At 66.5% G+C, this 19,074-nt stretch carries 16 protein-coding genes and 1 tRNA gene; 5 read left to right on the top strand and 12 right to left on the bottom strand.

Features of this window, described 5'->3' with window-relative positions; all coding sequences use genetic code 11:
- Window positions 1-8 precede the first annotated feature (8 nt).
- Together KUD94_RS03670 and KUD94_RS03665 are read left to right on the top strand one after the other, a co-directional pair.
- Entirely contained in the window at window positions 9-2,039 is a 2,031-nt protein-coding gene (locus KUD94_RS03670; RefSeq protein WP_218238528.1) for a M3 family metallopeptidase, read from the top strand.
- Between the two features lie 117 nt (window positions 2,040-2,156).
- Window positions 2,157-2,834, top strand: a complete 678-nt coding sequence (locus tag KUD94_RS03665; protein WP_218238527.1) for a glutaredoxin family protein — start codon at window positions 2,157-2,159, stop codon at window positions 2,832-2,834.
- On the opposite strand, the gene KUD94_RS03660 is transcribed toward KUD94_RS03665, so the two are convergent.
- Window positions 2,824-3,459 carry a hypothetical protein gene (locus KUD94_RS03660; protein WP_218238526.1) on the bottom strand — a complete coding sequence of 212 codons (636 nt, stop codon included), beginning with the start codon at window positions 3,457-3,459 and terminating at the stop codon, window positions 2,824-2,826. The two genes, KUD94_RS03665 and KUD94_RS03660, sit on opposite strands and share 11 nt — an antisense overlap.
- 2 nt (window positions 3,460-3,461) lie before the next feature.
- Complete coding sequence (gene rpiA / locus KUD94_RS03655) at window positions 3,462-4,157, bottom strand: ribose-5-phosphate isomerase RpiA (protein ID WP_218238525.1); 696 nt, start codon at window positions 4,155-4,157, stop codon at window positions 3,462-3,464.
- A gap of 37 nt (window positions 4,158-4,194) precedes the next feature.
- Here rpiA and KUD94_RS03650 point away from each other — a divergent pair, with 37 nt between their 5' ends.
- Window positions 4,195-5,256, top strand: a complete 1,062-nt coding sequence (locus KUD94_RS03650; protein WP_218238524.1) for a quinone-dependent dihydroorotate dehydrogenase — start codon at window positions 4,195-4,197, stop codon at window positions 5,254-5,256.
- 31 nt (window positions 5,257-5,287) lie between these two features.
- Here the strand turns inward: KUD94_RS03650 and KUD94_RS03645 are convergent, their stop codons facing one another.
- The 10 genes from KUD94_RS03645 to uvrB all read right to left on the bottom strand — a co-directional run bounded on the left by KUD94_RS03645 (window position 5,288) and on the right by uvrB (window position 14,994).
- Entirely contained in the window at window positions 5,288-6,028 is a 741-nt protein-coding gene (locus KUD94_RS03645; protein ID WP_218238523.1) for an amino acid ABC transporter ATP-binding protein, read from the bottom strand.
- 33 nt (window positions 6,029-6,061) lie between these two features.
- Complete coding sequence (locus KUD94_RS03640; protein ID WP_218238522.1) at window positions 6,062-7,159, bottom strand: amino acid ABC transporter permease; 1,098 nt, start codon at window positions 7,157-7,159, stop codon at window positions 6,062-6,064.
- A gap of 3 nt (window positions 7,160-7,162) precedes the next feature.
- On the bottom strand, window positions 7,163-8,365 hold the full coding sequence (locus KUD94_RS03635) for an amino acid ABC transporter permease (RefSeq protein ID WP_218238521.1): 1,203 nt from the start codon (window positions 8,363-8,365) through the stop codon (window positions 7,163-7,165).
- Between the two features lie 59 nt (window positions 8,366-8,424).
- Complete coding sequence (locus tag KUD94_RS03630) at window positions 8,425-9,444, bottom strand: amino acid ABC transporter substrate-binding protein (protein ID WP_218238520.1); 1,020 nt, start codon at window positions 9,442-9,444, stop codon at window positions 8,425-8,427.
- 281 nt (window positions 9,445-9,725) lie between these two features.
- Window positions 9,726-9,800: transfer RNA gene (locus tag KUD94_RS03625), tRNA-Val, on the bottom strand.
- 25 nt (window positions 9,801-9,825) lie between these two features.
- Window positions 9,826-10,566 carry a DNA polymerase III subunit epsilon gene (gene dnaQ / locus KUD94_RS03620; RefSeq protein WP_218238519.1) on the bottom strand — a complete coding sequence of 247 codons (741 nt, stop codon included), beginning with the start codon at window positions 10,564-10,566 and terminating at the stop codon, window positions 9,826-9,828.
- Window positions 10,563-10,967, bottom strand: a complete 405-nt coding sequence (locus KUD94_RS03615; protein WP_218238518.1) for an iron-sulfur cluster assembly scaffold protein — start codon at window positions 10,965-10,967, stop codon at window positions 10,563-10,565. The genes dnaQ and KUD94_RS03615 overlap by 4 nt, the downstream gene beginning before the upstream one ends.
- 10 nt (window positions 10,968-10,977) lie before the next feature.
- Window positions 10,978-12,204, bottom strand: coding sequence for an IscS subfamily cysteine desulfurase (locus KUD94_RS03610; RefSeq protein WP_218238517.1), 1,227 nt, complete (start codon window positions 12,202-12,204; stop codon window positions 10,978-10,980).
- Window positions 12,205-12,233: 29 nt separating this feature from the next.
- On the bottom strand, window positions 12,234-12,767 hold the full coding sequence (gene iscR / locus KUD94_RS03605) for a Fe-S cluster assembly transcriptional regulator IscR (RefSeq protein ID WP_146911103.1): 534 nt from the start codon (window positions 12,765-12,767) through the stop codon (window positions 12,234-12,236).
- Window positions 12,768-12,930: 163 nt separating this feature from the next.
- Window positions 12,931-14,994, bottom strand: coding sequence for an excinuclease ABC subunit UvrB (gene uvrB / locus KUD94_RS03600; protein ID WP_218238516.1), 2,064 nt, complete (start codon window positions 14,992-14,994; stop codon window positions 12,931-12,933).
- A 100-nt stretch (window positions 14,995-15,094) separates the two neighbouring features.
- Here uvrB and KUD94_RS03595 point away from each other — a divergent pair, with 100 nt between their 5' ends.
- Both KUD94_RS03595 and mutS read left to right on the top strand, forming a co-directional pair.
- Complete coding sequence (locus KUD94_RS03595) at window positions 15,095-16,291, top strand: amino acid aminotransferase (RefSeq protein WP_218238515.1); 1,197 nt, start codon at window positions 15,095-15,097, stop codon at window positions 16,289-16,291.
- 111 nt (window positions 16,292-16,402) lie between these two features.
- A complete protein-coding gene (gene mutS, locus KUD94_RS03590) occupies window positions 16,403-18,967 on the top strand; it encodes a DNA mismatch repair protein MutS (RefSeq protein ID WP_370625885.1) in 2,565 nt (854 codons plus the stop codon).
- The last annotated feature ends 107 nt before the right edge of the window (window positions 18,968-19,074 follow it).

Below are 19,074 nucleotides of genomic sequence, written 5' to 3'. Positions count from 1 at the left end.
TGAGCACCATGAACAATCCCCTGCTCGACTTTTCCGGTGCCATCGCCTTCGATCGCATCACCCCCGAGGACGTGCAGCCGGCCATCGCCGAGCTGCTGCAGCGCTGCGAGGCGGCGCTGGCCGAAGTCACGGCCGACAACTTTCCGGCCGACTGGAGCGCGATCTCGCGCGTGCTGGACGTCGCAACCGAGCGGCTGACCCGCGCCTTCGGCACGGTGAGCCATCTCAACAGCGTGATGGACACGCCGGCGCTGCGCGCCGCCTACAACGCCGCGCTGCCGCTGGTCACCGCCTTCCTCACGCGCCTGGGGGCGGATGAGCGCCTCTACGCCAAGTACAAGGCCATGGACCCGGCGGCGCTCAACGCCGAGCAGCGCCAGGCGCTTGCCAACGCACTGCGCGGCTTTCGGCTCTCGGGCGCGGAGCTCACGGGCGCCGCGCGCGAGCGCTTTGCCCAGGTGCAAGAGCGCCTGGCGCAATTGCAGCAGAAGTACAGCGAAAACGTGCTCGACGCGACCGACGCCTTCAGCTACCTGGCGCGCCGCGAAGAGCTTGCCGGCCTGCCCGAAGACCTGATCCAGGCCTGCCGCGCCGACGCCCAGGCGCGCGGGCTGGAAGGCTACCGCCTGACGCTGCAGATGCCTTGCTATCTGCCAGTGATGCAGTTTGCGCAGGACCGCGCGCTGCGCGAGAAGCTGTACACCGCCTACGCCACGCGCGCCTCGGACCAGGCGGCGGACGCGGGCACGCAGTTCGACAACGCACCGCTGATGCGCGAAATCCTGGCACTGCGCGAGGAAGAAGCGGCGCTGCTCGGCTACGCCAATTTTGGCGAGGTCTCGCTCGTGCCCAAGATGGCCGACTCGCCCGAGGAGGTGCTGCACTTTCTGCGCGACCTGGCCGCGCGTGCGCGCCCCTACGCAGAAAAAGACCTGGCCGATCTGCGCGCCTTTGCCGCTGCTGAGCTCGGCCTTGCCGACCCCCAGGCCTGGGACTGGCCTTACGTGTCGGAAAAGCTCAAGGAGGCGCGCTACGCCTACAACGAGCAAGAGGTCAAGCAATACTTCCCCGCGCCCAAGGTGCTGGCCGGGCTGTTTCGCATCGTCGAGACGCTGTTCGAGGTGCGCATCGCGCCCGACCAGGCCCCTGTCTGGCACCCTGCGGTGCAGTTCTACCGCATCGAGCGCGAGGGCCGGCTGCTCGGCCAGTTCTATCTGGACCAGCCGGCGCGCGCAGGCAAGCGCGGCGGCGCCTGGATGGACGACGCGCGCAGCCGCTGGCTGCGCCCGGACACCGGTACGCTGCAGACGCCCGTGGCCTACCTGGTGTGCAACTTCGCCGAGGGTGTCGACGGCAAGCCGGCGCTGCTCACGCACGACGACGCGATCACGCTGTTCCATGAATTCGGCCACGGGCTGCAGCACATGCTCACCCAGGTCAATGAACACGACGTCTCGGGCATCAGCGGCGTCGAGTGGGACGCGGTCGAGCTGCCCAGCCAGTTCATGGAGAACTTCTGCTGGGAGTGGGAGGTGCTCAGGCACATGACCGCCCATGTGGACACGGGCGAGCCCTTGCCGCGCGCGCTGTTCGACAAGATGCTGGCGGCCAGGAATTTCCAGGCCGGCATGCAGACCCTGCGCCAGATCGAATTTGCGCTCTTCGACATGCTCGCGCACACCCGCAGCGAGGCGCGCGAAGACATCCAGGCGCTGCTGCGCGAGGTGCGCTCCGAAGTGGCCGTGCTGCAGCCGCCCGCCTTCAACCGCTTTGCCAACAGCTTCAGCCACGTGTTCAGCGGCGGCTACGCGGCCGGCTACTACAGCTACAAATGGGCCGAAGTGCTCTCGGCCGACGCCTACGCCGCCTTCGAGGAAACCCGCGGCCCCGACGGCATGCCCAGCACCCAGACCGGCCGGCGCTACCGCCAGGCCATCCTGGAGAGCGGCGGCAGCCGCCCTGCCATCGAATCCTTCAAGGCCTTTCGCGGGCGCGAGCCGCAGCTCGACGCGCTGCTGCGCCACCAGGGCATGGCCTGAAAAACAGGAGCTGCCAGCGCAGACACCGCAAGGTTTTCAGCATGTTTTGCCATTGAAACCCATGTGCAGCAAGCGCAAGCAGCTATCAATTCCTTGGAAGCACAAGGAGAGATTCCGATGAAACCCACGCACTCCATCGTTCTTGCCGCCAGCCTGGCCGCGCTGCTTGCCGGCGGTGCGCAGGCCCAGACGGTGTACCGCATCGTCGGGCCCGACGGGCGCGTCACCTTCAGCGACCGCCCGCCCGCAGCCGCCGCCCAGGGCAGCACGGTCGGCCGCGCCGCCAGCGACGCGAGCCCTGCGGCCGGCAATCGGCTCGACGCCCTGCCCTACGCGCTGCGCCAGGCCGCCACGCGCTACCCGGTGGTGCTCTACAGCGGTGACAACTGCGGCCCCTGCGTGAACGGGCGCAACCTGCTGATCAACCGCGGCATTCCCTTTACCGAGCGCACGGTGACGACGCAGCAAGACCTGCAGGCCTACCAGCGCCTGGCTGGCGAGGCCAATTTGCCGCTGCTCACCATAGGCAGCCAGCAGATCAAAGGCTTTGCCGACGACGAGTGGAGCCAGTATCTGGACGCTGCCGGCTACCCCAAGACCGGCCAGTTGCCGCCCGGCTACCAGCGCCCCGCACCCAGCCCGCTGGCCCCGGCGCGCGCACAAGCACCGGCCGAGGCCGAGCCTGCTGAAGCCGCGCCGGCCGCCAGCCCGCGCGCCGCGCGCCCGGCTCCGCCCGCGTCCGCACCTGCGCCGGGCACGCCCAGCCCGTCGAATCCGGCCGGCATCATTTTTTAGCCGTCTGCTTGCGCGCCTTGCGCGGCTTGCTCCCCGGCAGTTCCTCGGGGTCGGCCTCGTCGGCCGCTGCGGCGCCAAAACCGCGCGCCAGCTTCACCTGGGCCCAATCGGCCAGCAGCGGGCCCAGCCAGTGCGCCTCCTCCTCGCTGCCCATGCCGGTCAAGGCCAAAGTGGCGCTTTCGCCGTCCGGCCTTTGGTATTCGAGCAAGGTCGCCCATCTGCCGGGGTCGCCCGTGGCGGCATCCTCGCGCGGCGGCGTGTAAGCCAGTTGCACGCCGCGCACCAGGCTGCGCGCGATCTCGCTTTCGCGGCGAAAGAACAGCGAGCGCTCCGCCACGCGCAGCATGCTGGCGTCAAAGGTGTAACTGTGCTGGCGCCAGAACAGCACGTCCAGCACATAAACGCCGGCGAGCACCGCGCCGCCCGGCGCCACGATGAAGAGCACCCAGCCCGCCACGGTCAGGTCCGCACCCCAGCCGAGCGCGTCCGCACCCCACACGCCAGCGCCGATCAGCCCCGCGCCCAGGACCAGCAGGGGCACAAAGGCGCGGCCACCGCGCACCGCGTAGATCAGCCGCTCGCTGCCGGATGCGGTGGTTTCGCTGCGCCAGAATTCGGGCAGCATGTTCAGGCCCCGAAGCTCAGAGTCTGCACGCCGCTGGCGCTGCCCAGCAGGCAGACGCTGGCGCGCTGGTGGGCAAACACCCCTACGGTGACCACGCCCGGCCATTGGCTGACCTCGTTTTCAAAGGCCAGCGGCGTGCCGATCTGCAGGCCGTGCACGTCCAGGATGTGCTGGCCGTTGTCGGTCACCAGCGGCACGCCGTCCTTGAGCCGCAGCCGCGCCTGCCCGCCCAGTTCCGCAAAACGCCGGCCGAGCTGCGCCGCCGCCATCGGGATGACCTCCACCGGCAGCGGAAAGCGCCCGAGCACCTGCACGCGCTTGCTGGCATCGGCGATGCAGACGAAGCGCTCGGCCAGCGCCGCGACGATCTTCTCGCGCGTGAGCGCCGCGCCGCCGCCCTTGATCATGCAACCCTGGCCGTCGATCTCGTCGGCGCCGTCGATATAGACCGAGAGCCGCTGCACCGCGGCCGCCTCCAGCACCGGTATGCCCAGCGCGCGCAGGCGCTGCGTGCTGGCCTCGGAACTCGATACCGCACCGGGGATCTGCGCCTTGATCTGCGCCAGCGCGTCGATGAAGCAATTGACCGTGGAGCCCGTGCCCACGCCCAGAACCTCGCCCGGCACCACGTACTGCAGCGCGGCGCGGCCGACGAGTTGCTTGAGTTCATCCTGGCTGAGCGCGGCAGCTTGGTTCATGGCGGAAAATCCAGCGAGACTTTTCCGGATTATCCGCATGCCGCTGCCCTATCTGCTCGCCCGCCCCTTCCTTTTTCGCATGGACGCCGAAACGGCGCACGAGCACACGCTGACGCTGCTGGCCAAGACCGCCGGCACGCCGCTGGCGCGCACCTGGGCCTGCCCGCGCGTGAGCGATCCGATCACGCTGGCCGGCCTGCAATTTCCCAACCGCGTGGGCTTGGCCGCGGGGCTGGACAAGAACGCGCGCTGCATCGACGCCTTCGCCGACATGGGCTTCGGCTTTGTCGAAGTGGGCACCGTCACGCCGCTGGCCCAGCCGGGCAACCCCAGGCCGCGCATGTTCCGCCTGCCCGCCAGCCAGGCCATCATCAACCGCATGGGCTTCAACAACGACGGGCTGCAGGCCTTCGTCGCCAACGTGCAGCGCTCGCGCGTGCGCCAGCGCGGCGACGCCATGCTGCTGGGCCTGAACATCGGCAAGAACGCCGCCACGCCGATCGAAGACGCCACCAGCGACTACCTGCTGGGGCTCGAAGGCGTGTATGCGCACGCCGACTACATCACCATCAACATCAGCTCGCCCAACACCCGCAACTTGCGCAGTCTGCAGAGCGACGCGGCGCTCGACGCGCTGCTGTCGGCCCTCGCGCGCCGGCGCGACGAACTGGCCGCGCAGCACGGCAAGCGCCGGCCCATCTTCGTGAAGATTGCGCCCGATCTGGAGCACGGCCAGATCACCTTGATTGCCGACGCGCTGCAGCGCCACGGCATGGACGGGGTGATTGCCACCAACACCACCACCGCGCGCACCGGCGTGCATGGCCTGCCCCACGCCCAGGAGACTGGCGGCCTGAGCGGCGCGCCGCTGCGCCAGGCCTCCAACGCGGTCATCCACCAGCTGCGCGCCCGCCTGGGTGCGGGTTTTCCCATCATCGGCGTGGGCGGCATCGTGCGCGCAAAGGACGCGCTGGAAAAAATCCGCGCCGGTGCCGACGTGGTGCAGATCTACACCGGGCTGATCTACCGCGGCCCCTCTCTCGTGCTGCAAACCGCGCGGGCGCTGCGCGCCGACCGATCAAACTCAAGGCAAAGCTGAAAAACCCCGCGCGCCGGCGCCCGCCGCCGGTTCAGTGGATGATTTGCTGCAGGAACAGCTTGGTGCGCTCGTGCTGCGGGTTGTCGAAGAATGCGCCCGGCGCGTTCTGCTCGATGATCTGGCCATAGTCCATGAAGATCACCCGGTTGGCCACCCTGCGGGCAAAACCCATCTCGTGCGTCACGCACAGCATGGTCATGCCGCTTTCCTCAGCCAGTTCGATCATCACGTCCAGCACCTCCTTGACCATCTCCGGGTCCAGCGCCGACGTGGGCTCGTCAAACAGCATGATCTTGGGGTTCATGCACAGCGAGCGCGCAATCGCCACACGCTGCTGCTGACCGCCCGAGAGCTGCCCCGGGTACTTGCCCGCCTGATCCGGAATGCGCACGCGCTCGAGGTACTTCATCGCCTCGGCCGTGGCCTCTGCCTTGGTCTTCTTCAGCACCCAGATCGGGCCCAGAGTGAGGTTTTCCAGCACCGTCATGTGCGGAAACAGGTTGAAGTGCTGAAACACCATGCCGACGTTGCGCCGTATCGCCTCGATCTGCTTGAGGTCGTTGCTCAGCTCCACGCCGTCCACGATGATCTGGCCTTCCTGGTGCTCTTCCAGCCGGTTGATGCAGCGGATCATCGTCGACTTGCCCGAGCCCGACGGCCCGCAGATGACGATGCGCTCACCCTTGGCCACTTCCAGGTTCACGTCGCGCAGCACGTGAAACTGGCCGTACCACTTGTTGACGTTCTTGAGCTGAATGGTCGATTCGGACATGGAGGCAAACCGTGCACGGGTCCAGCGCGCCCTTCAGCGCTGCTGCCCCTGGTTGAGCCGCCGCTCCAGCGCCAGGCTGTAGCGCGACATGGAAAAACAGAACACGAAGTAGATCACCGCGATGAAGATGTAGGAATCGATGCTGAAGCCCTGCCAGGCCGAGTCCAGCACCGCCGCCCTGGCCGCCTGCATCAGGTCGAAAATGCCGATGATCACCACGAGTGACGTGTCCTTGAACAGAGAAATGAAGGTGCTGACCAGCGTGGGGATGGAGATGCGCAGCGCCTGCGGCAAGACCACCAGGCGCATCTGCTGCCAGTAGGACAGGCCAAGCGAATCCGCGCCCTCCACCTGCCCCCGGGGTATGGCCTGCAGGCCGCCGCGCACCACCTCGGCAATGTAGGCGGCGGTGAACAGAATCAGCGCGATCTGCGCACGCAGCAGCTTGTCGATGGAAAAACCTTCGGGCAGAAACAGCGGCAGCATCACCGAAGACATGAACAGCAGGCTGATGAGCGGCACGCCGCGGATCAGCTCGATGTAGATGATGCACACAGCCCTGACTGCAGGCATGTCGGAGCGCCGCCCCAGCGCCAGCAGCACGCCAAACGGGAAGGCAATGCCGATGCCGAAGGTGGCCAGAATCAGCGTCAGCGGCAAACCGCCCCAGCGTGCGTCTTCCACGTAGCTGAGGCCGAACACCCCGCCCCACATCAGCACGCCCACCGCCACCAGCGCCACCACCCAGGCCAGGCCCAGCGCGGGGCGCCAGAAGCGCCGCATCGCACTGCAGATGATGATGCCGAGTAAAATCACCGAAGCCAGCAGCGGGCGCCATTGCTCGTCGTAGGGGTAGAGACCAAACAGGATCAGCCGGTGCTTCTCGCGCACCAGCGCCCAGCAGTAGCCGCCCGCTTCGCGGCAACCGGCCGCGGTGGTGGCGGCAAAGTCCGGCTTGATGAAGAAGTAGTCCACCAGCGCGGGCAGCGCCATCAGCAGCACCCAGACCACCAGCACGGTGAGCACGGCGTTGAGCGGCGAAGAAAACAGCTGGCTGCGCAGCCAGCCTGCCACGCCCGCGCTGCTGCGGGGCGGCGCGCGGCCGACGCTGGAGGCTTGCGCTTGCGTCATCCCTCAGCGCTCCACCAGCGCCATGCGCTTGTTGTACCAGTTCATGAACAGCGAAATCGACAGGCTCACCACCAGATAGGCCGCCATGATGATGGCAATGCCCTCGATCGCCTGCCCCGTCTGGTTCAGGATGGTATTGGTCACTGCCACGATGTCTGGATAGCCTATGGCCACCGCCAGCGAGCTGTTCTTGACCAGATTCAGGTACTGGCTGGTCATCGGCGGTATCACGACACGCATGGTCTGGGGCAGGATGACGAAGCGCAGCACCCGCGCCCGCGACAGGCCAATGGACGCCGCCGCCTCCCACTGCCCCTTGTTCACCGCCTGGATGCCAGAGCGCACCACTTCGGCAATGTAGGCCGCCGTATAGGTGACGAGCCCCGCGAGCAGCGCAAACATCTCGGGCGTCACGGTAAAGCCGCCCTGGAAGTTGAAGCCCTTGAGCACCGGCCGATCCACGACGAAGCCCGCCCCGCTGATCCACCAGCCCAGCGCCGGCAGCGCCAGCAGCAAAGCCGCGCAAGCCGGCAAGAGCGCAAAGCTGCGCCCGCTTGCCTCCTGGCGGCGACGCGACCAGTGGCCGAGCAGCAGACAGGCCGCTATCGCCACGGCCAGACCGCCGAGCATCCATTCCATCGCATTGCCTTGCAACCAGGGCAGGCGCAGCCCGCGGTTGGAGATGAAGACGCTGGGCAGCGGCGAGAAGGCCTTGCGCGCGCTGGGCATCACCTCGGTCACCAGCGCATACCAGAAGTACAGCTGCAGCAGCAGCGGAATATTGCGCATCACCTCGATGTAGATGCTGCACAGGCCAGAGACCAGCGAGTTCCTGGCCAGGCGCCCTATGCCCAGCAAGGTACCGAGCACAGTGGCTGCAATGATGCCCACGACCGACACCATCAAGGTGTTGAGCAGGCCGACGAGCACCGCACGGCCATAGCTGTCGGTCGGGGAATAGTCGATCGCGCTCTCACCGATCGAGAAGCCCGCCTGCTGCTGCAGGAAGTCGAAACCCGTGGTGATGTTGCGCGCCGCCAGGTTGCGCAGCGTGTTGTGCGCCAGATACCAGATCAGCAGGCCGACCAGCAGCAGCAGACCTACCTGGTAGATGATGGCGCGGGTCGTCGGGTCGTTCCACGACCAACGCCGCGCACGCCGCGCCCCCGGGGCCCGCGGCGACGGTGCTAAATCTTGTCCAGCCATACCGGCAACCGGAGCGCCGCCGTGCGTGGCACCCCGGTCTTCAGCTCAGAGGCGTGCGATCAGCGGATGGGCCAGGCGTACATCACGCCGCCCTTGGTCCACTGGGCATTGAGGCCGCGGTCGAGCTTGAGCGGGGAATCCTTGCCGACGTTGCGATCGAAGGATTCGCCGTAGTTGCCCACCTGCTTGACGATGTTGTAGGCCCAGCGGTTGTCCACGCCGAGGCCCTTGCCCATCTCGCCGTTCACGCCCAGGATGCGCTGCACATTGGGGTTGTCGCTCTTGAGCATCTGCTCGACGTTCTTGGAGGTGATGCCGTACTCCTCGGCCTCCAACATGGCGTTGAGCGTCCAGCGCACCACCATGAACCATTCGTCATCGCCCTGGCGCACCATGGGGCCGAGCGGCTCCTTGGAGAAGTCTTCGGGCAGGATGACGAAGTCGTCCGGCGCCGACGAGGACGCGCGCAGCGCCGCCAGTTGCGACTTGTCGCTGGTAGTGGCGTCGCAGCGGCCGGCCTCGAAGGTGCGAAAGCCTCCTTCGGAAGTCTCGATCACCACCGGCTTGTAGGTGATCTTGTGCGAGCGGAACCAGTCGGCCAGGTTCAGCTCGGTGGTCGTGCCCTGCAGCACGCAGACCGAGGCACCGTCGAGCTCGCTGGCACTCTTCACGCCGAGGCTCTTCTTGACGATCACGCCCTGGCTGTCGTAGTAGTTGGTGCCGGTGCTCATCAATCCGAGCGTGGTGTCGCGCACGATGGTCGCCGTCGAGTTGCGCGTCAGCACATCCACCTCGCCCGACTGCAGAGCGGTGAAGCGTTGCTGCGTGGTCAGCGGCGTCACCTTGAACTTGGACGCGTCACCGAAGACCGTGGCCGCAATCGCGCGACACATGTCGATGTCCAGGCCCTTCCAGACCCCCTTGCTGTCGGCCAGCGAGAACCCCGGCAGACCCGGGTTGATGCCGCACTGCACGAAGCCCTTTTTCTTGACCGCGTTGTAGGTGTCCCCCGCCTGGACGGCCGTGCTGGCAAATGCCATAGCCACGCCGGCGGCCAGCAGAGTCAGTGCCTTGTTCATTGTGTCTCCTTGAAATCGTTGCTGTCGGACAGGATCGCGAGCTGGACCCCTGACCGGCCATTGTGGGTGGCCTCGGCGGCCACTGTCAAGGCAAAGTCGGGCCATGAAAACCCTAGCTTTTGCAGCGGCGGCGCGGTTTTTCCGCTGCAAGCTTTGCAGGGAGAACAAGGCCAGGCAGGTGTCTGCAGCCCCGCGCCCGCAAGGGCACGGGCCGCAGCCAGCGCGGTGCGCGCACAAAAAAACGCCTTGGCACTTTGAATGCCAAGGCGCTGCGTAGTCCGTGGTGGGTGATAGTGGGATCGAACCACTGACCCCTGCCGTGTGAAGGCAGTGCTCTACCGCTGAGCTAATCACCCGGATCGCGTTTTGCGAAGAGCGCGATTATGGCACAGCTTGCGTCGCATCCCGGGCAGGTTTCCACACCGTCTGGCCTGCGCTTGCCTTGTCGATCTGCAGCAGCACGGCCTCGTGGGCGGCGAGCTCGCGGGCGTCGGCCAGCAGCACCGGCAGATCGAAGCCGCTCAGGTCCAGCGCCGCGGCAGCGATCGCCTGCGGGCTGTCCACGACACCGGGCGCAACCAGCAGAGATTCCTGGCCACGCGTCATCTGGATGTAGACGCTGGCGAGCAGCTCCGCATCGAGCAGCGCACCGTGCAGCGTGCGGTCCGAGCGGTCCACCTCCAGACGGTCGCACAGCGCGTCGAGCGTGTTGCGCTTGCCCGGATAGAGGTCGCGCGCCAACATCAGGGTGTCGAGCACGCCCGCCAGCGCAGCGGCAAGCGGCGGGCGCTTCAGACGCGCGAACTCCATCTCCAGAAAGCCCATGTCGAAGGCGGCGTTGTGGATGATGAGCTCCGCACCCTGGAGGTAACCAAAAATCTGCTCGGCGCATTCCGCAAACTTTGGCTTGTCGCGCAGGAATTCGCTGCTCAGGCCGTGCACGCGCAGCGCGCCTTCCTCGCTCTCGCGCTCGGGGTTGAAGTACAGGTGCAGGTTGTTGCCCGTCAGGCGTCGGCCCACCAGCTCCACGCAGCCGAGCTCGACAATGCGGTCGCCCTGCTCGGCCGACAGTCCGGTGGTTTCCGTATCCAGCACGATCTGGCGCACGGCGTTGCTCGTCATGGTTTGCTGTTCTCCTCTCGTGACGCTCCGCCAGACAGCGCAGCGACCGCGGCCCGCACCGCCTCCTGGGCCAGGATGGCACTGTGCAGCTGCGACGGCTGCAGCGCCAGGGCCTGGGACACATCGGCGTGGCCCAGCGCCAGGGCTTGCTCCAGGCTCTTGCCACCCAGCCACTGTGCGACAAAAGAAGCGGCGGCTATGGCCGGCGCCGCGCCGTAGGCCTTGAAGCGCGCTTCTTCGATGTGCACGCCGTCGGCGTGCAGGCGAAGCTGCAGCCGTATCACTTCGCCCGCTCGGGGCGAACCGACCATGGCGGTGGCGACGCCCGGCTCGGCGGCGTCGAACGAGCCGCAATTGCGCGGGTTCTCGAAATGGTCGTTGACCTGCTGCGAATACGCCATTGCGGCGAGTTTAGCGGTCGCTCAGCGCCGGCGCCCATTGCAGCGCGTCGACGTCCACGCCTTGCTGGTGCATCTCCCACAGGGGGCTGATTGCCCTCAGGCGCAGCACCGCCTCGCGTATCGCCTGCACCGCCTGGTCGATCTCGCGCTCGGTGGTAAAGCGTCCGGTGGTAATGCGCAGGCTGCTGTGCGCGAGCTCGTCGCTGCGCCCCAGCGCGCGCAGCACGTGGCTGGGTTCGGCGCTGGCCGAGGTGCAGGCGGAACCCGAGGACAGCGCCACGCCGCGGATCGCGCTCATCAAGGCCTCGCCTTCCACACAAGGCACGCTCAGGTTCAGGTTCTGCGGCACGCGCTGGTCCAAGCTGCCATTGACCAGTATCTCGCCCAGCGGCAGCAGGCCCGCGAGCAGCCGCTGCTGGAATGCGCGCGCATGCGCGTTGTCCTCGTGCATCTCGCGCCCGGCGATGCGAAAGGCCTCGCCCATGCCGACGATCTGGTGCGTGGGCAGCGTGCCCGAGCGCAGCCCGCGCTCGTGCCCGCCACCGTGTATCTGCGCGCTCAGCCGCACCCTGGGTTTGCGCCGGACATACAGCGCGCCCACGCCCTTGGGGCCATAGGTTTTGTGCGCCGTCATGCTCATCAAGTCCACCGGCAGACTGGCCAGGTCGATGTCCACCCGCCCCGTGGCCTGGGCCGCATCCACGTGCAGCAGCACGCCGCGCTCGCGGCACAAGGCGCCGATCGCGGCGATGTCTTGCACCACGCCGATTTCATTGTTCACGAACAGCACGCTGACCAGCACGGTGTCCTCGCGCAGCGCGTCGGCCAGGCGCTGCAGGTCGAGCAAGCCATCGGGCTGCACGTCCAGGCAAGTGACCTCGCAGCCGCGCTGCTGCAGCTCGTGCATGGTGTCGAGCACCGCCTTGTGCTCGGTCTTGAGGGTGATGAAATGCCTGCCCTTGTGCTGGTAGCTCTCGGCTACGCCCTTGAGCGCAAGATTGATCGACTCGGTCGCGCCGCTGGTCCAGACGATCTCGCGCGCATCGGCGCCGACCAGCGCGGCCACCTGCTCGCGCGCGCGCTGTACCGCTTCCTGCGCCTCCCAGCCCCAGGCGTGGGAACTGGACGCCGGGTTGCCAAAGCGCGTGCGCAGCCAGGGAAGCATGGCGTCGACCACCCGCGTGTCGCACGGGGTGGTCGCGCCATAGTCGAGATAGATGGGGGGAGAAACGGCCATGGATGCGGCCGATTCTCGAACTTGCTCCGCTATTTGGCAAACGCCGCGCTGCCCAGCGCAAACACCGAATTGGGCGCGTTCACGCGGATGGGCTTGACCACCGGCACGGTGGAGATCGCGCGCCGCGTGGCCGGGCGGTCTTCAATGCGGATGCCGCGCGCCAGTTGCTCGTCAACGAGCTTTTGCAGCGTGACCGAGTCGAGGAACTCGACCACGCGCTGGTTCAGCGCAGTCCACAAGTCGTGCGTCATGCACTTGCCGCCACCCATGCAGTTTTCGCTGCCGCCGCATTGCGTCGCGTCGATCGGTTCGTCCACCGACACGATGATGTCGGCCACGGTGATGGAGCCGGCCTTGCGCGCCAGCGTGTAGCCGCCGCCCGGGCCGCGTGTGGATTCCACAAGTTCATGGCGGCGCAGCTTGCCAAAGAGCTGTTCCAGATAGGACAGCGAGATCTGCTGACGCTGGCTGATCGCTGCCAGCGTCACCGGACCACTGTTCTGGCGCAAGGCCAGATCGATCATGGCGGTGACGGCAAAACGGCCTTTGGTAGTGAGGCGCATGAACGGCTCCTGTAAGTAAGCACCAGACAAACAGCCAGCAGCAACCCGGGATGGAAGGCGGCAAGCGATTGCCCGAATGCCCGCATTACCCGACTGATTTGTACGACTATACCATTAATCTCCAGTAATTTTCTCGGGTAATTTGCACGGTACTTGATTTTTGTCAAGAACCGAACAGGGCGCCTCGCAGTAGCGCCAAGTCGTCGCGCGCCTGCGCCGCCTGCTCGAACTCCAGATTGCGTGCGTGTTCGTACATGGCCTGCTCCAGGCGCTTGATTTCGCGCGCCAAATCCTTTTGGTCCATGTCTTCCACCCGGGCGCGCTGCAGTTGTGCCTGGGCCGCTTTTTCCGCGTCGCGCCCGGCCTTTTCGCTGTACACGCCATCGATCAGGTCGCGCACCTGCTTGACGATGGCACGCGGCGCTATGCCACGGGCCTGGTTGTACGCGGTCTGTCTGGCGCGGCGCCGCTCGGTCTCGTCGATGGCCTTCTTCATCGAATCGGTGATGCGGTCGGCGTACAGAATGGCCTTGCCATGCAGATTGCGCGCCGCACGGCCAATGGTCTGGATCAGGCTGCGCTCGGCGCGCAGAAAGCCTTCCTTGTCGGCGTCCAGAATCGCGACCAGCGAGACCTCGGGGATGTCCAGACCCTCGCGCAGCAGGTTGATGCCGACGAGCACGTCAAACGTGCCCAGGCGCAGGTCGCGGATAATCTCCACGCGCTCCACGGTATCGACGTCCGAGTGCAGGTAGCGCACCGCGACACCGTTTTCCGCCAGGTATTCGGTGAGCTGCTCGGCCATGCGCTTGGTCAGCGTGGTGATCAAGACCCGCTCGTGCACCTTCACGCGCTCGCGGATTTCCTGCAAGACGTCGTCCACCTGGCTGGTCGCCGGGCGCACCTCGATTTCGGGGTCCACCAGGCCGGTGGGGCGCACCACCTGGTCGACGATCTGGCCCGAGTGCTCTTTTTCATAGTCTGCCGGCGTGGCCGAGACGAAGACCACCTGGCGCATGCGGCGCTCGAACTCCTCGAACTTGAGCGGTCGGTTGTCCAGCGCCGAAGGCAGGCGAAAGCCGTATTCCACCAGCGTGGTCTTGCGCGAACGGTCGCCGTTGTACATGGCGTTGAGTTGCCCGATCATCTGGTGGCTCTCGTCGAGGAACATCACCGTGTCCCTGGGCAGGTAGTCGGTCAGCGTCGAGGGCGGCTCGCCCGGTGCCGCACCCGACAAATGCCGGGAGTAGTTCTCGATGCCCTTGCAGTGGCCCACTTCCGTGAGCATCTCGATGTCGAAGCGGGTGCGCTGCTCCAGACGCTGCGCTTCCACCAGCTTGCCCTGGTCGACGAAGAATTTCACCCGCTCGACCAGTTCCTGCTTGATGGTCTCGACGGCCGAGAGCACCACGTCGCGCGGCGTCACGTAGTGGCTGCGCGGATACACGGTGAAGCGCGGGATGCGCTGCACCACCTGGCCGGTCAGGGGGTCAAACAGTTGCAGGCTTTCCACCTCGTCGTCGAACAGCTCTATGCGCACGGCAAGCTCCGAATGCTCGGCGGGAAAGACGTCGATGGTGTCGCCGCGAACGCGAAACTGTCCGCGCGCGAAGTCCATGTCGCTTCTCTGGTACTGCATGCGCACGAGCTGGGCGATCACGTCACGCTGTCCCATGGGGTCGCCGGCGCGCAGGGTCATCACCATGCGGTGGTAGCTCTCGGGATTGCCTATGCCGTAGATCGCCGAGACGGTGCCGACGATGACCACGTCGCGGCGCTCGAGCAGGCTTTTGGTGGCAGAAAGCCGCATCTGCTCGATGTGCTCGTTGATCGCGCTGTCTTTTTCAATGAACAGGTCGCGCTGCGGCACATAGGCCTCGGGCTGGTAGTAGTCGTAGTAACTGACGAAGTACTCGACCGCGTTTTTCGGGAAGAACTCGCGAAATTCGCTGTAGAGCTGCGCCGCCAGCGTCTTGTTCGGCGCAAACACCATCGCCGGCCGCCCCAGCCGCGCGATGACGTTGGCCATGGTGAAGGTCTTGCCCGATCCGGTCACGCCCAGCAGGGTCTGGAAGGCCTCGCCGTCGCGCACGCCCTCTACCAGCTTGTCTATCGCCTCGGGCTGGTCGCCGGCGGGCGGATAGGGCTGGAAAAGCTGGAAGGGCGAATCCGGAAACTGCACGAATTCACCCTGGGCAGCGGGTGCGGGGGCGACAAGGTCTTGCATGCGGTGGGTCAACGGCGGCGCGCAGGCGCTCGTTAAAATTTGCTGTTCCGCCATCCTAGCTGGTGACGGTGTCCACCCTGTTCAACTTCCAGGACACATCATGTCTCTGTTTTCCGCCGTGCAAATGGCAGCGCGCGACCCGATCTTCGGCCTCAACGACCAATTCGCCAAAGACGCGAATCCGAACAAGGTCAACCTGGGTGTGGGGGTGTACTTCACCGACGAAGGCAAGCTGCCCCTGCTCGAATGCGTGCGCCAGGCGGAACAGGCCATGCTGCAGGCCCCCAAGGCGCGCAACTACCTGCCGATGGACGGCATCGCCGCCTACGACGCCGCCGTCAAGGCCCTGGTGTTTGGCGCGCAATCCGAAGTGGTGCGCTCCGGGCGCGTCGCCACGGTGCAAAGCCTGGGCGGCACCGGCGGGCTGAAGATAGGCGCCGACTTTCTGCACCAGCTCCAGCCCGGCGCCAAGGCGCTGGTGTCCAACCCCACGTGGGCGAACCACAACGCGATCTTTCAGCACGCGGGCTTTCAGGTAGGCAACTACACCTACTACGACGCCGCCGGCCGCAAGGTCGACTTCGACGGCATGCTCGCCGACCTGCGCGCCGCCGCGCCCGGCACCGTGGTGGTGCTGCACGCCTGCTGCCACAACCCCACGGGCTACGACTTGAGCGCCGCGCAGTGGGACCAGGTCGTGGACGTGGTGCGCGAAAAGCAGCTCGTCGCCTTCCTGGACATGGCCTACCAGGGCTTTGGCCAGGGCATCAAGGAAGACGCGACGGCGATCGAGAAATTCACCGCCTCAGGTTTGAGCTTCTTCGTCTCCACTTCATTTTCCAAGAGCTTCAGCCTCTACGGCGAGCGCGTGGGCGCGGTGTCGGTCGTGACGCAAAGCAAGGACGAAACCGAGCGCGTGCTGTCACAACTCAAGATCACGGTGCGCACCAACTACTCCAACCCGCCCACGCACGGCGCGAGCATCGTCGCCAGCGTGCTGCAAAGCACCGAACTGCGCGCGCTGTGGGAAAAGGAGTTGGGCGAGATGCGCACCCGCATCCAGAGCATGCGCCGCGCCCTGGTCGACGGCCTGAAGGCTGCGGGCGTCACGCAGGACATGTCCTTCATCACCACGCAGGTCGGCATGTTCAGTTATTCGGGCCTCTCCAAGGATCAAATGGTGCGCCTGAAGAGCGAGTTCGGCGTCTATGGCACCGACAGCGGGCGCATGTGCGTGGCCGCGCTGAACACGCGCAACGTCGACTACGTGGCCAAGGCGATTGCGGCGGTGCTGTAAGCTCAGCCGACGACCAGCCGAAAACCGCCTTCGGGCGGTTTTTTCATCGCCGGGTCACCCCGCCCCCTGCTCCTCATGGAAAAAACCGAGTCACTGCCACACACACCGGTCATGGCGCAGTACCTCGCGCTCAAGGCCGAGTACCCCGAGACGCTGCTGCTCTACCGCATGGGCGACTTCTACGAGCTGTTCTACGCCGATGCCGAGAAGGCCGCGCGGCTGCTCGACATCACGCTGACGCAGCGCGGGCAGTCGGGCGGGCAGCCGGTGGTGATGGCCGGAGTGCCTTTTCATGCGCTTGAAAATTACCTGGCGCGGCTCATCAAGCTGGGTGAATCGGTGGCGATTGCCGAGCAGGTGGGCGACGTGGCCGCCGCCAAAGGGCCGGTCGAACGCAAGGTGGTGCGCGTGGTCACGCCCGGCACCATCACCGACAGCGAGCTGCTGAGCGACAAGGCCGAAGCGCTGCTGCTGGCGCTGCACCAGGGGCCGCGTGCGCGCTGCGGCCTGGCCTGGCTGTCGGTGACGCAGGGACGGGTGTTTCTGGCCGAATGCGCGCCGGATGAGCTCGCGGCCTGGCTCACGCGCATCGCGCCCAGCGAGCTGATCTACAGCGCCGGTGTGACCCAGCGCTTTGAGCAGCAATTGCAGCAATTTCAACACCGGGGTGCATTGGCCTGTCCGCTCACGCCGCGCCCAGACTGGCAGTTTGACGGCCCCTTGGGCGAGCGCAGCCTGTGCGAGCACCTCGGTGCCGCAAGCCTGGCCGCCTGGCAGGCGGAGAACCTGCACGAGGCCCACGCCGCCGCCGCTGCCTTGCTGCACTACGCCGAACACACCCAGGGGCGCACGCTCACCCATTTGCACAGCGTGCAGGTGCAACGCGACGACGCGCTGATCACCCTGCCCGCGAGCACGGTGCGCAACCTGGAACTGGTGCAAACCTTGCGCGGCGAAAGCAGCCCTACCCTGCTGTCGCTGCTGGACACCTGCATGACCGGCATGGGCAGCCGCCTGCTGCGCGCCTGGCTGCTGCAGCCCGAGCGCGACCGCGGGGCAGCGCGCCAGCGCCTGGCCGCCACCCAGGCGCTGCGCGGCGGGGCCTGGCAGGTGCTGCGCGAGCAGCTCAAGGGCGTCGCCGACGTGGAGCGCATCACGGCGCGCATTGCGCTGCGCCAAGTGCGCCCGCGCGAGCTGCTGGCCTTGGCGCATACGCTAGAAAAAAAGGAGCTGCTCGCGCTTTCTGGACAAGCGTCAGAACCCTATTTGACCGATATTTTTGCGCAACTGCGTCCTCCTGCCACGGCGCTCGATCTGCTGCGCTCGGCCATCGCCCCCGAGCCCGCAGCGCTGGTGCGCGACGGCGGCGTGATTGCCGACGGCTTTGACGCCGAGCTCGACGAGCTGCGCGCCATCCAGAGCAATTGCGACGGCTTTCTGCTCGAGCTGGAAGCGCGCGAGAAGGAGCGCAGCGGCATCCCCAACCTGCGCGTGCAGTTCAACAAGGTGCATGGCTTCTACATCGAAGTCACCACCAGCCATCTGGACAAGGTGCCGGGCGACTACCGCCGCCGCCAGACGCTGAAGAATGCCGAGCGCTTCATCACGCCCGAGCTCAAGGCTTTCGAGGACAAGGCCTTGTCCGCCCAGGAGCGCGCGCTGCAGCGCGAAAAGTGGTTGTACGAGCAGGTGCTCGATCGACTGCAGCCCGAGGTAGCGCAGCTCATCCGCGTCGCCCAGGCGCTGGCGCAGCTCGATGTGCTCTGTTGCCTGGCCGAGCGCTCGCTGACGCTGAACTGGTGCGCGCCCAGCTTTGCCACCGACCCCTGCATCGACATCGAGGCCGGCCGCCACCCTGTCGTGGAAGCACGCCTGGCCGAGGCTTCCAGCGGCGCCTTCATCCCCAACCCCACGCGCTTGCACGCCAGGCAGCGCATGCAGATCATCACCGGGCCCAACATGGGCGGCAAATCCACCTACATGCGCCAGGTGGCCATCATCGTGCTGCTGGCCAGCATGGGCAGCCACGTGCCGGCAACAAGCTGCCGCCTGGGGCCGATCGACGCGATCCACACCCGCATCGGCGCGGCCGACGACCTGGCCAACGCGCAATCGACCTTCATGCTGGAGATGGTGGAAGCGGCGCAAATCCTGCACGCTGCCACGCCCGAAAGTCTGGTGTTGATGGACGAGATCGGCCGCGGCACCAGCACCTTCGACGGCCTGGCACTGGCGTCGAGCATTGCCCGCCATCTGCACGACAAGAGCCAGGCCTTCACGCTGTTTGCCACGCACTACTTCGAACTCACCGAATTGCCCGCAAGTGCCCGCCACGCCATCAACCTGCATGTGAGCGCGGTGGAAAGCGGCCAGGACATCGCCTTTCTGCACGAGATCCAGCCCGGGCCGGCCAGCCGCAGCTACGGCATTCAGGTGGCCAAACTGGCCGGCATGCCCGCCAGCGTGCTGCACCATGCGCGCCATGCGCTGGAGGCGCTGCAGACGCGCGCTCAGGAAGCGCAGCGCCAGGTCGACCTGTTTGCCGCCCCGCCGGCGCCGCCGCCCAGCGCGCCGAGTGCGGCCGAGGCTGCGCTTGCGCAGCTCAACCCCGACCAGCTCAGCCCGCGCGATGCGCTGGATGCGCTCTACCAGCTCAAGGCCTTGCTCAAAAGCTGAGGCAAGGCGCAAGGCACTCCAGGCGCGTGGCGCATCCCGCTCGGTGCCGGTCTGCGGCTCGGCAAGTCCTTTCAACGTCCTCGGACAGTGCTGCGTGTTGCGCCCCA

This window comes from Comamonas sp. NLF-1-9 (genome assembly GCF_019195435.1).
Classification (GTDB): Bacteria; Pseudomonadota; Gammaproteobacteria; order Burkholderiales; family Burkholderiaceae_C; genus Comamonas_C.
This window is presented reverse-complemented; position numbering and strand designations above follow the sequence as displayed.